Consider the following 16832-nt stretch of genomic DNA (forward strand, 5'->3'; position numbering starts at 1 on the left):
CCGCTGCGGATGAGGTGGTGGTCCCGTTCGAGCATCGCCTGGGTGGCCTCGCGTTCCCCGAGCTTGGGGTTGGCCAATCCCCAGATCACCGGCATCCCGTCGGGGGTGCTGATCAGGTAGAGGCGCAGTCCCCAGAAGAACCGGGAGTGCGAGGCGCAGTACCCGTAGCCTGCGTGCCCGGCCAGGTCGGAGCGTTTGACCGTCTCGCGGGAGGCCGCGCAGGGGACGGGGGTGGAATCAAGCAGGCGCAGGACCTCGTGCCAGGACTCGGTGTCGCGGGCCAGCGCGGTGATTGCCGCCGAAATGAGCGGTCCGGCGGCGCGGATGCGTTTGTTGTAGCCAGACTGGCCCGGGATGCCGGGGAACATGCCCCGCAGGTGGGTGTGCGCGTAGCGGACCCACCGCGTCTCGGAGGAAGAGCCGTGCAGTAGGTGCTGGGCCACGGCCAGGCACAGCAGCTCCGCCTCGGCCAGGACCGGCTTGCGGCCTGGCCGCGTGGAGGGTGAATGACCCAGTCCGGGCAGGACGCTATCGGTGAGGAAGACGTAGAGTGAGGTCAGGAGGGTGTTTAGTTTTGGGTTCACATACGAGGCTTAACACCCTCCGCTAACGATTAACAGGCCCCGGCGGAAACCGCCGGGGCCTGTCTTCATCCCAAGAGTGATTGGGAATTACTCATCTAGGCGACGAATTTGCGACAAACGGCCCGACGTTTAGGGCCGCCCAGACGCTCTAGCGAGAAATTGGTAGAGCTCAGTGTCTTCGCGCAAGAGGAAGGTCAGCACATCGATCATTTTCTTTTGCCACTCATCGCTTTGATACATGTCATAGCTGAGCTGAAACCGGGCGTGACAATCCTGATGGAGGACTGCCAGTCCATTCTGAACACGAATTAACCCGGTCCGCTGTAGGGCAGAAGCCAGCGCCTCGTTCACCGGGCTCCGACCAACGATGTGCTTCAAGAACTTATCCGCATTAAGGCTCAACGAATGCGTGCCTTTGCCACGAAAGCTCGAAAATATGCGACGAAGCGCCAAGATTCCTTCATAGGACCGCCGCACGGAGAGTTCCCGAAGTGTCTCGATGCTGATCTTGAATGGAAGCAGCCGCGCGTCCTCATTCGCATAGACAAGGCTGACCCGCGACTTCTCTGGAATGACTTTTACTTTAAAGTCACCGACTAGTTGCATTTTATCGGTGGCGATCACTGCAGCCCAGCTGTCTGTGTCAGTATCACTCTCCAAACCCCCCACGAAAATCAGTTCGTCTAGTTGAATCGATTCAATTTCGGATGCCGTCATCGTGACCCGCGGCCCAACGGCAACACTCCCGCTGGCCGATTGGATGGATATGGCGTTGTCGGTCGCAACCGTTAGGTCTGAAAACTTCGCTGGCAGCGCCAAAACACCAGATTTGTCAAGAATTCGAAACTGCAGTCTGTCAGGTTCTCCGTCGCCTGGTGCGCGCACCAGATCAAGAACGGGTTGGCCCTCACCAATATCAAAGTAGTAGGCATGAACTTCACCGGGCCGGGAGGCGCTGGTTATCCATGATGCCAGCAGATCACCAACTGGGTCTTCGGTCTGGATTTCAGCAATTTCAGATTCCGAAATTTCGCTCGAAGACAATGCGAACGAGTGCGAAAACCGCGCGTAGAACGGTCCAAGTGGCAACAGTCCCTGGTGCTCGCGAGTACTCCGACTAGCAATTGCTAGGTACGTGGAGGAAGAATCCATTAGGGCTCTCAGGTAATCCGAGAATATGACATTCCTAGGCCGCAGATCATCTCGCCCATCCAAGAATGGGTGATCGGCCACGAATATCTCAAGCTTTTCCTCGTATTCGCCCCGCAACTCGTCCGGTAGCGACGCTGGCATCTGGACGGCGACCTTGTACCCCAAGGCATCGAGCACCCTCTGCACCTGCTCTTCAGGGGTGTACAGCGTCCTCAGGATGTGAGCAGGCAATTTTCCACCGAGAGACTGCCCGAGACTGTCCTGCACTTTTTTCGACTCGCGATCTGCGAGGTTCTCGACGATGCCGATAAGTAGTGCACTGCGCCCCTTGGCGCTCGTCAGCTTGTCCGCGCCCTCTGTGGTGCCTAGGGAATAATTCGGGCGCTCAAGGGAGGGAGCGAGAGCAGAAACAACCGGTGGGTACCCCAGGAAATCCGACACCAGATCCCACTGTTCCGTCTGGATTTGCTGGACGTCGCCCGTGATTAGTCCTCCGAGCTTGAAGAGGTAGTTGGACCACCAAGCACGAGCAGGCCGGCGAAAAGCCTTGTGTGAGGTGGCGCTCCCTTCGTCTAAACGCAGCTCAATGAGCTCCAATGTGGCTTCGAGCGACAAGGCATCTAGATCGACCACAGGCGCCGTCATCTCAGCCGCGTGGCAGTACTCTCGAAACAATTCAATCGTTTGCGGACGGCCCAAAACGATAATCTGATGGGCCGGCGTGCTGAATTGCTTGGCGGTAGCAATTAAGGAATCCAGAAATGCGAAGTACGCCCTTTCACCGCTCCGAAGCGGTGCCTCGTCCAACGAATCGACCACAAGTGCCACACGTCCGTCATCCCAACGTTGGAGAAAGTCTCCAAAAGATTTGAATCTGAGGGTCTTTGTGAGCGCTCCGAGGTGCGTATCCGTTCCAACTGTGATCCGCGCCAGGTCCAAGCGGGGACTCATGAGTCGATTTGCGATGGACTTGCTCGTCAGTGACTTTCCCATGGCCGCCGCTGCAGAAACCAAGAGAAACGGACTAGCCGGCAGATCTTCGAATCCGGAAACTGAGGGCTCCACATATGATTTTGGAGGTTCAACCTTTATTTCCAGAGCGATTTGCGGCACCTGCTCTTCGAATTCAAAAGGTTCCGTATCGAAGGTGTTCTCGAGAAACTCATAAAGCCCGAGCGAGCGCGCTTCTTTCATTATCCCCCCGTTTAGTTCTTGTTCGACAACCATAGTGTCGTGTAACACACCTGTCAGTAGAGAGTCGAAATCCTGTCACCGTCGCGTATCGTCCGGTCACCGTTGCCGTAGGAAACAGTTAATGCGGCCCCGGAACGGTGGTGACGGCCGGCTTCCGCAGCCGGCCGTCACCCACTCGACCGGAAGGTACATCGTGTCACCGATCAACCGCCCGACCACCCGCTTCGCGGCCGGGGCGCTCGCCCTCGCCGCCACCGGTGCGCTGCTGGCTCCCGCCGCGACGGCCGCCCCCATCGGCACCCCGACCGGGGCCGACTGGCCCGAGGCCGCCTATCGCGGCGCCGTCGACGTCGTGAACGGCGCCGACGAGAACCAGGACGTCCTGGACGGCACCGTCTTCGACGACAAGAACCAGAACTCGAAGCAGGACGCCAACGAGCCCGGCATCGCCGGCGTCACGGTGTCCAACGGCCGCGACGTCGTCACGAGCGATGACCAGGGCCGCTACGAGCTGCCGGCCTACGAGAACATGACGGTGTTCGTCACCCAGCCGCGCGGCTACCAGGTGCCGGTCGACGAGGACAACGTCGCCCAGTTCTCCTACACCCACCTGCCGGAGGGCTCCCCCGAGCTGCGCTACGGCGGCATCGCCCCCACGGGTGCCCTGCCGGACGCCGTGAACTTCCCGCTCGCCCAGAGCAAGCTCACCCAGTCCCCGGAGCAGTCCTGCCTCATCGGCGGCGACATCCAGACCTACACCGAGCAGCAGGTCGAGTACGCCAAGAAGGGCGCCTTCGCCGACCTCGCCGAGCGCGACGACTACATGGGCTGCGGCGCCCTCTTCATCGGCGACGTCGTCGGCGACCGCCCGGACCTCTACACGCACACGCGCGACCTGGCCGGCATGCTCAACGGCCCGGCCCGCTTCCTGCCCGGCAACCACGACCTGGACTTCGACGCCCCGGACAGCGAGCACGCGTTCGACTCCTACCGCGCGCAGTTCGGCGCCGAGTACTACTCGTACGACTCCGGCAAGGCCCACGTCGTCGCCCTGAGCACCGTCGAGTACCCGCTCGAGGGCAGCGGCAGCTACAACGGCGCCCTCGACGAGCGCCAGCTCGAGTGGCTGCGCAACGACATCGCCCAGGTCCCCGAGGACAAGCTGATCGTCCTCGCCGGCCACGTCCCGCTGCTGGACTTCGCCGACCAGGGCAGCGCCAAGCACCAGATCGACCAGGTCAAGGAGATCTACGAGATCATCGGCGACCGCGAGGCCATCGCCCTCGGCGGCCACACCCACAGCCTCGAGAACCTGCGCGAGGGCGACTCCATGGAGGGCTGGAAGGAGGTCATGGGCGTGGACGAGCTGCCGTTCACGCACATCACCGCCGGCGCGATCTCCGGCGACTGGTACTCCGGCCGCCTGAACGAGGACGGCCTGCCGACCGCGATCCAGCGCGACGGCGCCCGCCCGGGCGTGCTGACCCTCGACATCAAGAACACCGAGGTCACCGAGCGCTTCACCGTCCGCGGCCAGGACGCGGACCACCAGATGGCCCTGGGCCTGAACACCCCGGCCTACCGCGACTGGTACGGGGAGAACGTCGACAACAAGGGCGACGCCCCCGAGTTCGAGAACCCGCTGGCCGTCGCCCAGGCCGACCTGGCCGGCACGTGGCTGACCACCAACTTCTGGATGGGCTCCACCGGCTCCGAGGTCGAGGTCGCCATCGACGGCGGCGCCGCCGTCGAGGCCGAGCGCACCCAGCAGATGGAGGGCGAGGCCCCGCGGATCGGCGCCGAGTGGTCCGACCCCGTCGCCGTCCAGGAGCAGCTGGTCCACGGCGGCAGCCTGGCCGACCGCTCCATGCACCTGTGGCGCCTGCAGCTGCCGGAGAACCTCTCCGTCGGCACGCACACCGCCGAGGTCACGGCGACCGACGTCCACGGCCGCGAGTTCACGAAGACCATCGAGTTCGAGGTCACCGAGTAGGCGACACCCTCGTCTGGACATCACGGCGGCGGGGCCGGCTCACTGCGAGCCGGCCCCGCCGTCGTCGTTCCCCCCGCCGGGCCCGGGGACAATGCCGGCGCGCTACGTGGCCTTGACCGCGAGGACGGGGCAGTCCGCCTCGATGAGGATCCGCTGCGCCCGGCTGCCGAGGATCAGTTTCCCGACCCGGGACCGGCGCCGGAGCCCCAGCACGATGAGCGTCGCGTCCAGCTCCTGCTGGGTCTGCAGGACCAGGTCCGACGGGTCGTGGACCGTCTCTGACGCGGGGAGGACGCGGACGCTGCGTCCGGAGGAGCGGAACCCGTCCAGGTCCACTCCCTTCAGGCCGCCGCCGTCGCGCTGGCCACCCATGTCGACGATCACGAGCTCGTCGTCGAGCCGGCAGGACTCGATGAACGCGCGGTCGACGGCGGCGCGCCCCTCCGCGGTGTCGGTGTAGCAGGCCAGGACGGCCATGGTGGGCTCCTTGGAGTCGAGGTCGGTCAGGACACGAGGCGGCCGAGCCAGCCGGCGGGCAGGTCGATCGGCAGCAGGGACGGCAGCACCAGCAGCACAGCGTAGAGGACCGCGGTGTAGATGACCGCCGTGCGGGTGCGGGCCCGGGCGACGACCAGCAGGAACGCCGGGACGAAGACCATCACGGCTGCCAGATACCCGACCGTCGCGGTGAGGACCAGGAAGCCGGCCATCCACGCGAACGTCTTGAACGCGAACCCGGTCCCGGCGGGTGCGGGGACGGAGACCGGCGCCGGCTCGTCCTCGACGGCCGCGGCCTCGGCCGGCGCTGCCACGGCGACGGAGCCGGGCGCGACGGCCTCGCGGGCCGGGCCGCCGGCCTCGGCGCCGTGGGCCGGCGTGCCCGCCGCGCCCGCCGGGGCGGCGGGGGCGGATGCCGCCGCGAACCCCGCGCCCGGGAGGACGGCATCGGCGGACCGTCCGGGCACAGCGGGCGCCCCGCCGTCGTGGGCTCCCGGGGCCGCGGAACGGAGGCGGCGCACGCGCAGCTCCTGCGCCAGCAGCGCCGCGGACATCGCCAGTCCGATCCACCCGATGAGCTGCGGGACCAGGCGGGCCTCCGGCGAGAAGGACGCCGACAGCAGCAGCGAGAAACCGAAGACGGCGACGGCCACGGCCGCGGCGCCCAGGGACCAGCGCGTGTTCGTCAGCGGCGCCTCGGCGTCCGTCTCCTCAAGGCGGGGGTCGTCGTCGCGGTCGAGGCGGCGACGGGCGCGGAACCACTTGAAGACGTTCCACAGGATCGGCAGGACCAGGACCGCGATGAACACGAGGGTGCCGGGCCGGAGCATCCATTCGAAGCCGGTGTAGAGGCTGTCGGTGAGGAAGTAGTAGCGCTCGAGCGGGATCGCCAGGACGAAGCCGATCAGGAACGGCGCCCGCGGGAAGCCGGTGGACTTCAGGACCCAGCCGGCGACGCCGAGCAGGAGCATGATCCACAGGTCACCGAGCTGGCCGCCCTCCTGAAAGGAGCCGAGCAGCATGATGGCGACCAGGCCGGCGGCCAGGACTGCGAACGGGACCTTGGTCAGCGACGCCAGCGGACGCACGCTCAGGAAGCAGAACAGGGCGCCCAGGACCGAGGCGATCGCGAAGGACCAGACGATCAGGTACATCAGGTCCAGGTGGTCGGTGATGATGGTCGGGCCGGGCTGGATGCCGTACGTGAGCAGCATGCCGAGCAGCATCGCGGAGGGGACACCGCCGGGGATGCCGAACAGCAGGGTCGGGATCAGGTCGCCGGACTCGACGGAGTTGTTGGCGCTCTCCGGGCCGACGATGCCGCGCGGGTCGCCCTTGCCGAACTTGCGCTTGTCCTTCGCCGTGGCGACGGCCTGGCCGTAGGCCAGCCAGGTGCCGGCGGTGGCGCCGACGCCGGGCAGGACACCGGCCCAGATGCCGATCAGCGAGCCGCGGATGACCTGGTTCCAGTGGCGGAGCCACTCGAGGATGCCCGAGCCCCAGCCGCCGGTGACCTCGATGGGCGCGTCTTCGCCGCGGCGCTGGCTGGCGCGGGAGGCGATCTCGGCCAGGCCGAAGATGCCCAGCGCGACGGCGACGAGGGACAGCCCGTCCGCGAGGAACAGGTTGCCGAACGTGAACCGCTCCTCGGCGGTGGTGGGCGAGGTGCCGACCATGCCCAGCAGCAGGCCCAGCAGGCCGGCGACGAGGCCCTTGACGACGTTGCCCCGGGACAGCACGGCGGCCAGTGCCACGCCGAGGACCGTGAGCATGAACAGCTCGGGGCTGGCGAAGGACAGCACGAGCGGCCGGGCCAGCGGGATCGCCAGGGTGAGGCCGATGGCGCCGATCACGCCGCCGGCCATCGAGGAGAGGAACGCCAGGCTGAGCGCGCGCTTGGCCTGGCCCTTCCGCGCCATCGAGTAGCCGTCGAGCATGGTGACCGACGCGGACGCGGATCCGGGGGCGCCGAGTAGGACGGCGGAGACGGTGTCGGAGGTGTGGACGACGGCGAGGGCGCCGATGAGCAGGGCCAGCGCGGGGGCGGGCTCCATGCCGAACGTCACGGGCAGGAGGATGGCGACGGCTCCGGTGCCGCCGAGCCCCGGGATGAGGCCCATGACCAGTCCCGCGACGACTCCGAGGAGGAGCATGAGCAGCAGCGACGGGTCTGCCAGGGAGGCCAATGCGGCCATGGCTGATTCGAGCATGGTGGGTCCTTAGTCGACGGTGATGCCGTAGGTCTCGTGCAGCAGGCGCTGGACGTACTGCTTGGTGGATTCGGTGACGGTGTAGGCGGTGGCGACCCGGTCGCCGAGCGAGGCGTCGGCCGCGATCGGGTAGCCGCCGAGGACCTCCTTCGCCCGCTCGTTGAAGTCCCGGTCCGCGGACATGCGGTGGGCGGACTCGCGCAAGAGGGCCACCGCCTTCTCCGGGGTGTCGTGTGGGACCCACAGGCCCTTCTGGTACGTGTAGGTCAGACCGAGCAAGGTCTTGTACGCCTCGAGCTTCTCGCCCGAGGGGGCCTGGCCGTGGATGCTCTCGTACGCCTCGACGACGGTCGGCACGTCCGGGAAGTTCGGGTCGCGGACCACCTTCCCGGCGGAGTCGAGTTGCCCGAAGGACATGAGCACGGTGGCCTTGCCCTCCTTCGCGATGCCCTCGACGGCCGAGCCGTAGGAGCTCGTCGTGCTGTAGTCGAGGTCGACCTCGCCGCGCTGCAGGGCCAGGTTGACCGGGCCGCGTCCCTCGAAGCCGAACGTGGCGGAGACGTCGGCGCCAAGCAAGTCGAACGCGACGAGCGTGGTCAGGTCGAGACCGGTGGCGCTGATGCCTCCGAAGACCAGCGGCTTCTCCCGGTCCACGAGGTCCTTCAGCCCCTTGACCCCTGCGGCGGCCCGCCCGTAGATGACGCCGCCCGTCCCGTTGACGAGGATCGGGGTGAGCCTGTCGAACGAGTACTTGACCGCCGAACGGCCCAAGACCCACGGGACGACGGTGCTGGCCGTGCTGACCAGGATCTCGGTGCCGTTGTCGCGGGCCGAGGTCGCGAAGCGGTTGGAACCGCTGATGCCCTCGCCGCCGGACTCGTTGACCGGTGCGAACCCGGGCTCGCCGGGGATGAAGTGGGTCATCTCGGAGCCGATGAAGCGGGCCCACGTGTCGGTGCCACCGCCCTCGGCCAGCGGGATGACGACCTTGAGCGTCTCCCCGGCGTAGTCGCCGTCCTCGGTCGTGGCCGGAGGGTTGAGCAGCCGGCCGCCGAAGACGGTGGTGCCGAGCCCCAGCGCAGCGAAGAGCCCGACGGCGGTGAGCACCGTGCGCCGGGAGTGCTGCGGCGGATCGGCGCGCTCCATGAGTTCCTCCAGTGGCGAGGGCCGGCCCGGGGCGTGGTGCGGTTCCTGCTTCACGGTGTACTCCTTCGGTCGCAGGGTGTCGACCGTCTGGTGGGTGGCGGGTGGGGGAAGGGGAAGGTGGGCGCGGGCGAGGATGCGCGCGGTGCGGACGGATCCGACGACGTCGGCGCCGTCGATCATGCGCCGCCAGGTGGAGATGACGCCCGCGGGTGTCCGAAGCAGCAGGTCCTCGCCCGCCGCGCGGCCCAGCGCCCGTGCGACGACCGTCCCGGGCGTGGCCGCCGCGATCGTGAGGCCGACGCTGCCGGTGATGGCCAGGGCCGGGTGCGGGTTGCCCATGGAGAGCATGAGGACCTCGAGGTCCGCCCCCTCCCCCATGCTTCCGGCCGGACGCTCCGGCCCGACGACCGCGAGCTTTGGGACCGCGCGTGCGGCCGCCTCAGGCGAGGCGGCCATGCCCATCGCGACGGCGCCGGCACGCCGGACTGCGTCGAGTCGGTCGAGTTCCGGCAGGACCTGGAGCCGCCAGTCCTCGTAGGGCACCCCGGCGAGGCCGGCCGTCTCCGGGGAGACGATCACCAGCGGCGCGCCGGCGTCGAGCAGCGTGGCCTCGACGGCCCCGTGGGGCGTGTGCAGCGTGTCGGCGGGGCGGCCCGTCGGCAGCAGGGACCCGGTCGTGCGGCCCGCCGGGTCGACGAACCCGAGGCCGACGGCGGTTCCGGGGAAGGCAACGCCCGGGATCGTGGTGTCGAGTCGCGGGTCCCACCGGCCCCCGGGCGTGGACACCCGTTCGAGGATGGTCTGGCCGGTGTTCGTGTTGCGGCACCGGACCACGGTCTCGCCCGTCTGGGGCTCGACCCAGCCGCGCTCGAGGGCGAAGGGCGCGACGACGGCGGAGCAGTTGCCGCAGTTGCTGCCCCAGTCGACCTTGCCCTCGTCGATGCCGACCTGGGCGAACGTGTAGTCCACGTCGACGCCGGGCTCGGCGGACCGCGACAGGATCACGGCCTTGCTGGTGGTCGACGTCGCGCCGCCCACGCCGTCGAGCTGCCGGGGGTCCGGGCTGCCGTAGAGCCGCAGCAGGGCTTCATCGAGGCTGTAGCCGTCGATCTCGAGGTCCTCCCGTTCGAAGACCCAGCATTTGCTGGTGCCGCCGCGCATCCAGAGCGCGGGAACAGCCAGGGGGGTGGTGTTCATGTGCCGTCCAAGGGTAGTGCTCCTGGGCCGGGGATGTGACCTCCGGCACCTTCTCTTACGTCGATGGTGGAGCACTCGTGCTTGAATTACTATTTATGGAAAGTTGAGAACCCTGTAGCTTTGCTTCAATCATTGATGCGGAGCCGCTGCTACGCCTTGAACGACCGACGATGCGCGAACACCCTCCGTCACGTCGTCGCGCCGGAGGGCGGCCTATTCAGTGGAATCCGCGTATGCTTCACCGGGATGTAGAACTGCTACAAGGAGGCGCGGTGCTTGACGTCAAGAGACTTCAGGTTCTCCTGAAGGTGGTGGAAACGGGGTCGGTCAGCGCGGCCGCCGACGAGCTCTTCTATACGCCCTCGGCCGTCTCGCAGGCCCTGCGCAAGCTGGAAGAGGAGGTCGGCCAGCCGCTCCTTCGCCGTCACCCCCGGGGCATGGTGCCGACAGACGCCGGGCACGTCCTGGCAGGGCACGCCCGGACCATCCTGCGGCAGATGGATGCGGCCTCCGCGGACCTCGCCAACCTGGCCGGCGTCAACGGAGGCAGCGTCGCGGTCGGCACGTTCCCCACACTCGGCGGCTCGTTCCTGCCCTTGGTCATCAGCAGCTTCCGCCGCGACTACCCCGCGGTCAAGCTCGACGTGCGCAGCCACCGGCTTGACCGGCTCCTGGACCTACTCGGCCGCGGCGACGTGGGGCTGTGCCTGCTGTGGGAGTACGAGTGGCATCCGCTCGACGACCGGCAGTTCGACCTGACGCCCGTCTTCGACGAGCCGACGGTGCTGGTGGTTGGGGCGGGACACCCGCTGGCCGGGGAAGCGCAGGTCGCCATGGAGGACTTGCGTCACGAGCAGTGGATCGTCCGGGCCAACGAGCATCCGGTCGCGGAGGTCCTCGAGCGCTCCTGCAACGCCGCGGGCTACTCGCCACGGATCTCGTTCCAGGCCAACGACTACCAGGAGGCCCAGGCCATGGTCAGCGTCGGGCTGGGCATCGCACTCGCGCCTCTTTCCGCCGTCGTCAACCACCACCCCGGCGTGAAGATCCTGCCCCTGGGCGACGGCGCCCCGTCGCGCCGCGTGGTCCTCGGCCAACGCCACGACCGCGTGCGGGCGCCCGCGGAGGTCGCGTTCCAGTCCCTGCTTCTGCGGGTGGCCGAGGACTGGCGCCGCGACCTGGACAACGCCCGGTAGGCGCACCCGACCGGCCACGGCATGACGGCGGCGGGGCCGGTCGGGTGCGAGCCGGCCCCGCCACCGTCGTCTTCCCGCCCCTAGGCGAGCGTCGCGCGGTTGATCGCGGACAGCGCCTCGTTGACCTCGAAGACCTTGGCGTTCACGTCGGTGACGCCGAAGCCGCGCAGGCGATCGGTGTGCATGCGCAGGTAGTTCTCCGCGTCCGCGCGGGTCTCGAACAGGTAGATCCCGCCGGCCTCGCCCGCGTCGGCGTTCTCGGTCCAGACCTTCCAGAGGAAGCCGGGTTCGTCGTTGATGCTGTGCGCCAGATCGGTGAAGGCCTCCGTCATCGCCTGGCCGAACGGGCCGGGCAGCGGGAAGTCCACCTGCAGCAGATGGGGCATGGCTGTTCCTCCTCGGGGTGGCCGTCAGCCGGCCAGGTCGACGACTTCGAACTCCAGCAGCTCGTTGCCGCTGGCCACCGGCTTCTGCCCGCCGGCGTGGGCCGCGGGCGCCCGGTTGTCGCGCCAGTTCTCGTAGTCCTCGCGGCTGGCCCACTGCGTGTAGACGAAGTAGCGGTCCTCGCCGGCGACCGGGCGCAGCAGCTGGAAGCCCTCGAAGCCCGGGGCGGAGTCGACCGCGTGCTTGCGGGCGGCGAAACGCGCCTCGAGCTCGGTCCCGGAGCCCTCGGGGACGTTGAGCGCGTTGATGACGACGATGGACACGGTGCCACTCCTTCCGGGCCCGGGCCGTCCGGGCCGCCACCCCCACGGTACCGCCGCCGGGAGCGCCGTCCCGCCGCGGCGGCCCGGCCCGGGATCAGTAGACGCGCTCGGACTCGAACCCCAGCGGCTCCAGCTCCGCCCGCCGCCGCACCAGGTCGACGGCGTGGGCATCCAGCCGCCGGTCCTCGTCGGAGCGCAGCACCAGCTGCGGGACGGCGGCCGCGGACCCCTCGGGCGTGCGCGTGACGAAGACGGTCATGCAGTGCGTGGTCTCCCGCCACTCGCCGCCGCGCGGGTCGCGGGCCCGCACGTGCACGGCGATGTGCATGCTGTGCGGGCCGGTGTGGATCATCCGGGCGGTCAGCTCCACGAGGTCCCCGATGTGGATCGGGTTCACGAAGTGGATGCCCCCGGAGTAGACGGCGACGGCGTCGGCCCCGCACCAGCCCATCGCGCACGCGCGGGCGACCTCGTCGATCCAGCGCATCACGATCCCGCCGTGCGCGTTGCCGCCCCAGTTCACGTCGCCCGGCGCGGCCAGGAAGCGGAACCGCTCCGACGGCGTCGTCCCGGCGTCCGTGTAGGCCTGAGCACGCATGGCGTCCCGGATCTCGCGTCGGGCCTCGACCCGCCCCTCGATCCCGCGGGCCAGGCGGGCCGCGGCGTCGTCCGACGGCGACCACCGGGGCACGGGCCGCGGCCGCCCGTCCTCCCCCACCGCGACGAAGACCAGGATGCAGTCCATGGCGGGCCGGAACTCCCGCGAGCGCACGTCCGCGCAGTCCACGGTCACCACCACCTGCATGCTGGAGCGCCCCGTGTGGGCGACGCGGGCGACGACCTCGATCAGGTCGCCGTTGCGGATGGGCCGCGTGAAGTGCACGTTCCCCACGTACGCGGTGACGCAGTAGCCGCCGCTGAAGCCGACGGCGCACGCGTACCCGGCCTTGTCGATCCACTCGAGCACGCGCCCGGCCTGGACCGTGTCGCCGTCGGCGGAGACGTCCGTGGGCGAGGCCAGGAACCGGAGGGTGATCGAGTCGTCCATGGCGCCATGCTAGCGGCGCCCCACCCGCCGGCGGCGCCTTTGGAGAATCCCCAAGAGAGGACGCGCAAGGTTCTCATCGGGGACAGCGACAGTGGCGCGGGTCACAACAGAAGGTGGAGTCCACCGGTTCCCGATCGGCCCACCCGATCCGTTCGCAAGGAGTCCACCATGCACCCCACCGCACCACCGGCCGCCGCACCCACGATGGGCCGCGCCTCCCTGTCGATGGCCTGGTACGGCCTGGTCAGCGCCATGTTCTTCGTTTACATCGGCGCCTCGCTGGCACTGGCCTACGGCACGCTCGACACGCTGGCAGGCCTGGTCCTGACCATCGCGGCGTACGGCGCCATCAACCGCGTCCTGTCCCGCCACGCGATGCGGAACGGCCTGACGGTCGCCCTGTTCTCCCGCCAGCTGCTGGGCCGGCACGGGGCCGTCCTGGCCACACTGGTCTTCGCCGCCACGGCCATCTACTACGCCGTCTTCGAGGGCAGCATCCTCGCGTACGCGCTCCAGGCCCAATTCGGTGGCCCGGCCGCCCTCTGGTACGCCGCCGTCGTCGCCTACACCGTCCCGCTCGTGGCCGGCGGCATCGACAAGCGGCTCGACAAGGTCAATGGCTGGCTCCTGCCGCTGTACTGGGGCGGGCTCCTCGCCGCCGTCGTCTGGGCGCGCGTGGCCCACGGCCCCGCGGACGGCTGGCTGTCCCACTCGGTGCCCGCGCTGGGCCTTGCGTCCGGTGGCCCCGGCTGGCTGGCCACGTTCGCCGCGTTCATGGGCGTGTGGATCCTGATGATGTACACGATGGACTTCGCCGCGCTCGGCCGGCCCGGGGACGCCGCCTTCCACGGGCGATACACCTTCGGCTGGGTGTTCTATGCGCTGGCGTTTGGGGCCAACGCCCTGGTCGGCATCTACCTCACGTTCGCGATCCCGGGCCTGGAGGCGACGGAGACGGGAGTCGCCGGCGGGCTCGTCGACCTCATGGGCCCGCTCGGGCTGCTCGTCGTGTTCGTCTCCCAGACCCGCATCAACACCGCCAACTACGCGCTCGGGATCTCCAACCTCGGCGAGTTCGGCGAACGCGCGCTCGGCGTCCGCGCCCCGCGCTGGGTCTGGACTGCGGCCTGCGCCGTCGTCATCTACCTGCTCATGCTGCTGCCGGTCGTCCAGTACCTCCTGGTCGCCCTCGCCTGGCAGGGCGCGCTGGTGACCGGCTGGGTGGCCATCGCGCTCGTGCAGGTCGCCCGCGAGCGGCGCGGCCACGCCATCCCGGTCCCGGCGGATACCCCCGACTCCGGGTTCCCGGCAGTGAACGCCGCCGGCGTGGCCGCGTGGCTCGCCTCGGCCGCGTTCGGCATCGCCCTGGTCCAATCCGGGACGGGGTGGGGCGCGACGGTCGGGAGCATCGGCACGCCGCTGGTCGCCGCGGCCGCGTACGCCGTGCTCGCCCCGCGGTTCGGCCCCGCCCCGCGCCCGGCCCGGACGCCCACCGCGACCGGTCAGCTGTTGGAATAGAACACCCCCAACGCCTCGCGCAGCCCGTGCCGCGCCGACACCGGGTCCTCGCCGGCGGCCCGCACGGGCTCCGCGTCGGCGAGCGCCTCCCAGAACCCCTCCGTCGGCATGCAGGCCGGCGGGACGATGAACCAGTGGTGCGCCAGCGGGTCCGGCGGCCCGGTCATGTCCGCGGCGTCGAGGTAGTCCTCGATCGAGGCCTCGTCGCCGGAGGCCGACTCCGCCCGCTCCCGCTCCAGCCGGTAGAGCGCGTTCGGCACCCCAAGCTCGAGGATGCACGCGACCGCCAGGAACCCCCACCCGTTCTCGGTGACCTCGACGGCCCCGGGCGGCGGGGCGGTCACGGGAACCGAGTCCCAGTCGACGGCGGCCATGGACCCTCCTTCGCTCTTCGCTGCGGCGCGCGCACTCGCGCACAGACTAGCGCCGGATACTCCGCGGGGGTAGGGGGCCACGGAGACGGCGGCGGCGATCGTGCCGTTTCCGGCGGCCCCTACTCCAAACCCTTGATTATCCGCCGCTGACGTGTGACGTTACCCACTGACAGCTTCACGGCGGAAGGACAACGATGTCCGAACATACTTCCCGCCTCACGGCGGAGTCCCGAACGCGCGCCCTGGACGCGCTGCGGACCACGTCCCCGGAGGAGCCGCTCGACGTGCTCGTCGTCGGCGGCGGCGTCACGGGCGCGGGCACGGCCCTCGACGCGGTCACGCGCGGCCTGGCCACGGGAGTGGTCGAGGCCCAGGACTGGGCCTCCGGGACGTCCAGCCGGTCCAGCAAGCTGGTGCACGGCGGCCTGCGCTACCTGCAGATGCTCGACTTCCACCTGGTCCACGAGGCCCTCACCGAGCGGGACCAGCTGATCAACCGGCTGGCGCCCCACCTGGTCCGGCCCGTCTCCTTCCTCTACCCGCTGGAGCACCGCGTCTGGGAACGGGCCTACGTGGGCGCCGGCGTCGCGCTCTACGACACGCTGGCCACGATCGCCCCGGGCAAGCGGGCGCTGCCCCTCCACCGCCACCTCACCCGCGGCGGGATGGAACGGCTCTTCCCCGACCTGCGGCACGACGCCGCCGTCGGCGCCATCCGCTACTGGGACGCCTCGGTGGACGACGCCCGCCTGGTCTCCACCCTCATCCGGACCGCGGCGTCGCACGGCGCCCACGCGGCCAGCCGCACGCAGGTCGTCGACCTGACCAAGGACGCGTCGGGCCGCATCGACGGCGCGCTCCTGCGCGACCTCGAAACCGGCGACCGCTTCCGCGTGCACGCGCGGCACACCATCAACGCCACCGGGGTCTGGACCGAGGAGACGGAGGCGTTGGCCGGGGAGACCGGCGGCCTGCGCGTCCTGGCCTCCAAGGGCATCCACATCGTGGTGCCCCGGGAGCGCATCCGCGGCGAGGCGGGCCTGATCCTGCAGACGGAGAAGAGCGTGCTCTTCGTGATCCCGTGGTCCCGCTACTGGGTCATCGGCACCACGGACACGCCGTGGAGGCAGGAACTCCAGCACCCGGTCGCGACGGCCGCGGACATCGACTACGTCCTGGACCACGCCAACGCCGTCCTGGCCCGGCCGTTGACGCGGGAGGACATCATCGGCACCTGGGCCGGCCTGCGCCCGCTCCTGCAACCCGGCACGAAGGAGGGCACCAGCTCCGCGAAGGTCTCCCGCGAGCACACCACCGCCTCCCCCACGCCCGGGCTGACCGTGATCGCCGGCGGCAAGCTCACCACCTACCGGGTCATGGCCGAAGACGCGGTGGACTTCGCGCTCGGCGACCGGGCCCGGGACAACCCGTCCGTGACGCGGAACGTGCCGCTGGTCGGGGCGGTCAACCTGGACGTGCAGCGCAACTGGAGCCGCAAGTACGCCCGGGAGCACGGCTGGTCCCCCGCCATGGTCGACCACCTGCTGCACCGCTACGGCTCGCTCATCACCGACATCGTCCGCCTGTGCCGGGACGACCCGTCGCTGGCCCGCCCGCTCGAGCACGCCCCCGCCTACCTCCGGGCCGAGATCCACTACGCCGCCAGCCACGAGGGGGCGCTGCACCTCGAGGACGTCATGCTGCACCGCACCCGCCTGAACTACGAGGTGGGCGACCGCGGGCTCGCCGCCCTGGAGGAGATCTGCGGCATCGTCGCCCCGCTGCTCGGCTGGGACGAGCGGACCCGCGCGGCGGAGCTGGCCTCCTACCGGGACCGCGCCGCCGCGGAGGCCGCGGCGGAGCAGGAGGCCGACGACGCCGCCGCCGAGGCGGCCCGCCTGCGCGTCCAGGACGTCTCGCCCATGGTGCCGCTCGACGGCGGGACCGACGGCGGGCTGAAGCCCGGGTCGCCCGAGGAGTCGCCGGGGGCCTCTGGCCCGGTCGGGACGTAAGCC

Annotated in this window: 13 protein-coding genes; 4 read left to right on the forward strand and 9 right to left on the reverse strand. The window is 69.4% G+C overall.

Features of this window, described 5'->3' with window-relative positions; all coding sequences use genetic code 11:
- Window positions 1–584: transposase family protein (locus AC1Q5D_RS14095; protein ID WP_481739094.1), on the reverse strand; the 584-nt coding region annotated here is incomplete at its 3' end.
- A 129-nt stretch (window positions 585–713) separates the two neighbouring features.
- A complete protein-coding gene (locus AC1Q5D_RS14100) occupies window positions 714–2930 on the reverse strand; it encodes a hypothetical protein (RefSeq protein ID WP_481739095.1) in 2217 nt (738 codons plus the stop codon).
- A gap of 193 nt (window positions 2931–3123) precedes the next feature.
- On the opposite strand from AC1Q5D_RS14100, the gene AC1Q5D_RS14105 reads away from it, so the two are divergent.
- Window positions 3124–4923 carry a calcineurin-like phosphoesterase C-terminal domain-containing protein gene (locus AC1Q5D_RS14105; protein ID WP_481739096.1) on the forward strand — a complete coding sequence of 600 codons (1800 nt, stop codon included), beginning with the start codon at window positions 3124–3126 and terminating at the stop codon, window positions 4921–4923.
- A 102-nt stretch (window positions 4924–5025) separates the two neighbouring features.
- Here AC1Q5D_RS14105 and AC1Q5D_RS14110 read toward each other — a convergent pair whose 3' ends face one another.
- From AC1Q5D_RS14110 to AC1Q5D_RS14120, 3 genes are read right to left on the reverse strand one after another with little or no spacing between them, the layout of a single operon-like run.
- Window positions 5026–5400, reverse strand: coding sequence for a universal stress protein (locus tag AC1Q5D_RS14110; protein WP_481739097.1), 375 nt, complete (start codon window positions 5398–5400; stop codon window positions 5026–5028).
- A 26-nt stretch (window positions 5401–5426) separates the two neighbouring features.
- The gene (locus AC1Q5D_RS14115) at window positions 5427–7631 is read right to left on the reverse strand and encodes a tripartite tricarboxylate transporter permease (RefSeq protein ID WP_481739098.1); all 2205 of its coding nucleotides are present in this window, start codon (window positions 7629–7631) and stop codon (window positions 5427–5429) included.
- Window positions 7632–7640: 9 nt separating this feature from the next.
- Window positions 7641–9974 (reverse strand): PrpF domain-containing protein, encoded by a 2334-nt coding sequence (locus AC1Q5D_RS14120; protein ID WP_481739099.1) that lies wholly within the window; start codon window positions 9972–9974, stop codon window positions 7641–7643.
- 272 nt (window positions 9975–10246) lie between these two features.
- Between AC1Q5D_RS14120 and AC1Q5D_RS14125 the strand changes: the two genes are divergently transcribed.
- Window positions 10247–11170 carry a LysR family transcriptional regulator gene (locus AC1Q5D_RS14125; RefSeq protein WP_481739100.1) on the forward strand — a complete coding sequence of 308 codons (924 nt, stop codon included), beginning with the start codon at window positions 10247–10249 and terminating at the stop codon, window positions 11168–11170.
- 80 nt (window positions 11171–11250) lie between these two features.
- Here the strand turns inward: AC1Q5D_RS14125 and AC1Q5D_RS14130 are convergent, their stop codons facing one another.
- The 3 genes from AC1Q5D_RS14130 to AC1Q5D_RS14140 all read right to left on the reverse strand — a co-directional run bounded on the left by AC1Q5D_RS14130 (window position 11251) and on the right by AC1Q5D_RS14140 (window position 12925).
- Window positions 11251–11556 (reverse strand): monooxygenase, encoded by a 306-nt coding sequence (locus AC1Q5D_RS14130; protein WP_481739101.1) that lies wholly within the window; start codon window positions 11554–11556, stop codon window positions 11251–11253.
- Between the two features lie 24 nt (window positions 11557–11580).
- A complete protein-coding gene (locus AC1Q5D_RS14135) occupies window positions 11581–11877 on the reverse strand; it encodes an antibiotic biosynthesis monooxygenase family protein (protein ID WP_481739102.1) in 297 nt (98 codons plus the stop codon).
- A gap of 94 nt (window positions 11878–11971) precedes the next feature.
- Window positions 11972–12925, reverse strand: a complete 954-nt coding sequence (locus AC1Q5D_RS14140) for an acyl-CoA thioesterase (RefSeq protein ID WP_481739103.1) — start codon at window positions 12923–12925, stop codon at window positions 11972–11974.
- Between the two features lie 168 nt (window positions 12926–13093).
- Between AC1Q5D_RS14140 and AC1Q5D_RS14145 the strand changes: the two genes are divergently transcribed.
- Window positions 13094–14443, forward strand: a complete 1350-nt coding sequence (locus AC1Q5D_RS14145) for a purine-cytosine permease family protein (protein WP_481739104.1) — start codon at window positions 13094–13096, stop codon at window positions 14441–14443.
- Here the strand turns inward: AC1Q5D_RS14145 and AC1Q5D_RS14150 are convergent.
- Window positions 14428–14817 (reverse strand): DUF5956 family protein, encoded by a 390-nt coding sequence (locus AC1Q5D_RS14150; RefSeq protein ID WP_481739105.1) that lies wholly within the window; start codon window positions 14815–14817, stop codon window positions 14428–14430. The two genes, AC1Q5D_RS14145 and AC1Q5D_RS14150, sit on opposite strands and share 16 nt — an antisense overlap.
- A gap of 194 nt (window positions 14818–15011) precedes the next feature.
- Here AC1Q5D_RS14150 and AC1Q5D_RS14155 point away from each other — a divergent pair, with 194 nt between their 5' ends.
- The gene (locus AC1Q5D_RS14155) at window positions 15012–16829 is read left to right on the forward strand and encodes a glycerol-3-phosphate dehydrogenase/oxidase (RefSeq protein WP_481739106.1); all 1818 of its coding nucleotides are present in this window, start codon (window positions 15012–15014) and stop codon (window positions 16827–16829) included.
- Window positions 16830–16832: the final 3 nt, after the last annotated feature.

The organism is Arthrobacter paludis (assembly GCF_056782315.1).

What these genes read in the sequence shown, in the direction of transcription:
- AC1Q5D_RS14100 (WP_481739095.1), bottom strand. Translation starts at nt 2,930, where the DNA reads ATGAAAGAAGCGCGCTCGCTCGGGCTTTATGAGTTTCTCGAGAACACC.
- AC1Q5D_RS14110 (WP_481739097.1), bottom strand. Translation starts at nt 5,400, where the DNA reads ATGGCCGTCCTGGCCTGCTACACCGACACCGCGGAGGGGCGCGCCGCC.
- AC1Q5D_RS14115 (WP_481739098.1), bottom strand. Translation starts at nt 7,631, where the DNA reads ATGCTCGAATCAGCCATGGCCGCATTGGCCTCCCTGGCAGACCCGTCG.
- AC1Q5D_RS14120 (WP_481739099.1), bottom strand. Translation starts at nt 9,974, where the DNA reads ATGAACACCACCCCCCTGGCTGTTCCCGCGCTCTGGATGCGCGGCGGC.
- AC1Q5D_RS14130 (WP_481739101.1), bottom strand. Translation starts at nt 11,556, where the DNA reads ATGCCCCATCTGCTGCAGGTGGACTTCCCGCTGCCCGGCCCGTTCGGC.
- AC1Q5D_RS14140 (WP_481739103.1), bottom strand. Translation starts at nt 12,925, where the DNA reads ATGGACGACTCGATCACCCTCCGGTTCCTGGCCTCGCCCACGGACGTC.
- AC1Q5D_RS14145 (WP_481739104.1), top strand. Translation starts at nt 13,094, where the DNA reads ATGCACCCCACCGCACCACCGGCCGCCGCACCCACGATGGGCCGCGCC.
- AC1Q5D_RS14150 (WP_481739105.1), bottom strand. Translation starts at nt 14,817, where the DNA reads ATGGCCGCCGTCGACTGGGACTCGGTTCCCGTGACCGCCCCGCCGCCC.
- AC1Q5D_RS14155 (WP_481739106.1), top strand. Translation starts at nt 15,012, where the DNA reads ATGTCCGAACATACTTCCCGCCTCACGGCGGAGTCCCGAACGCGCGCC.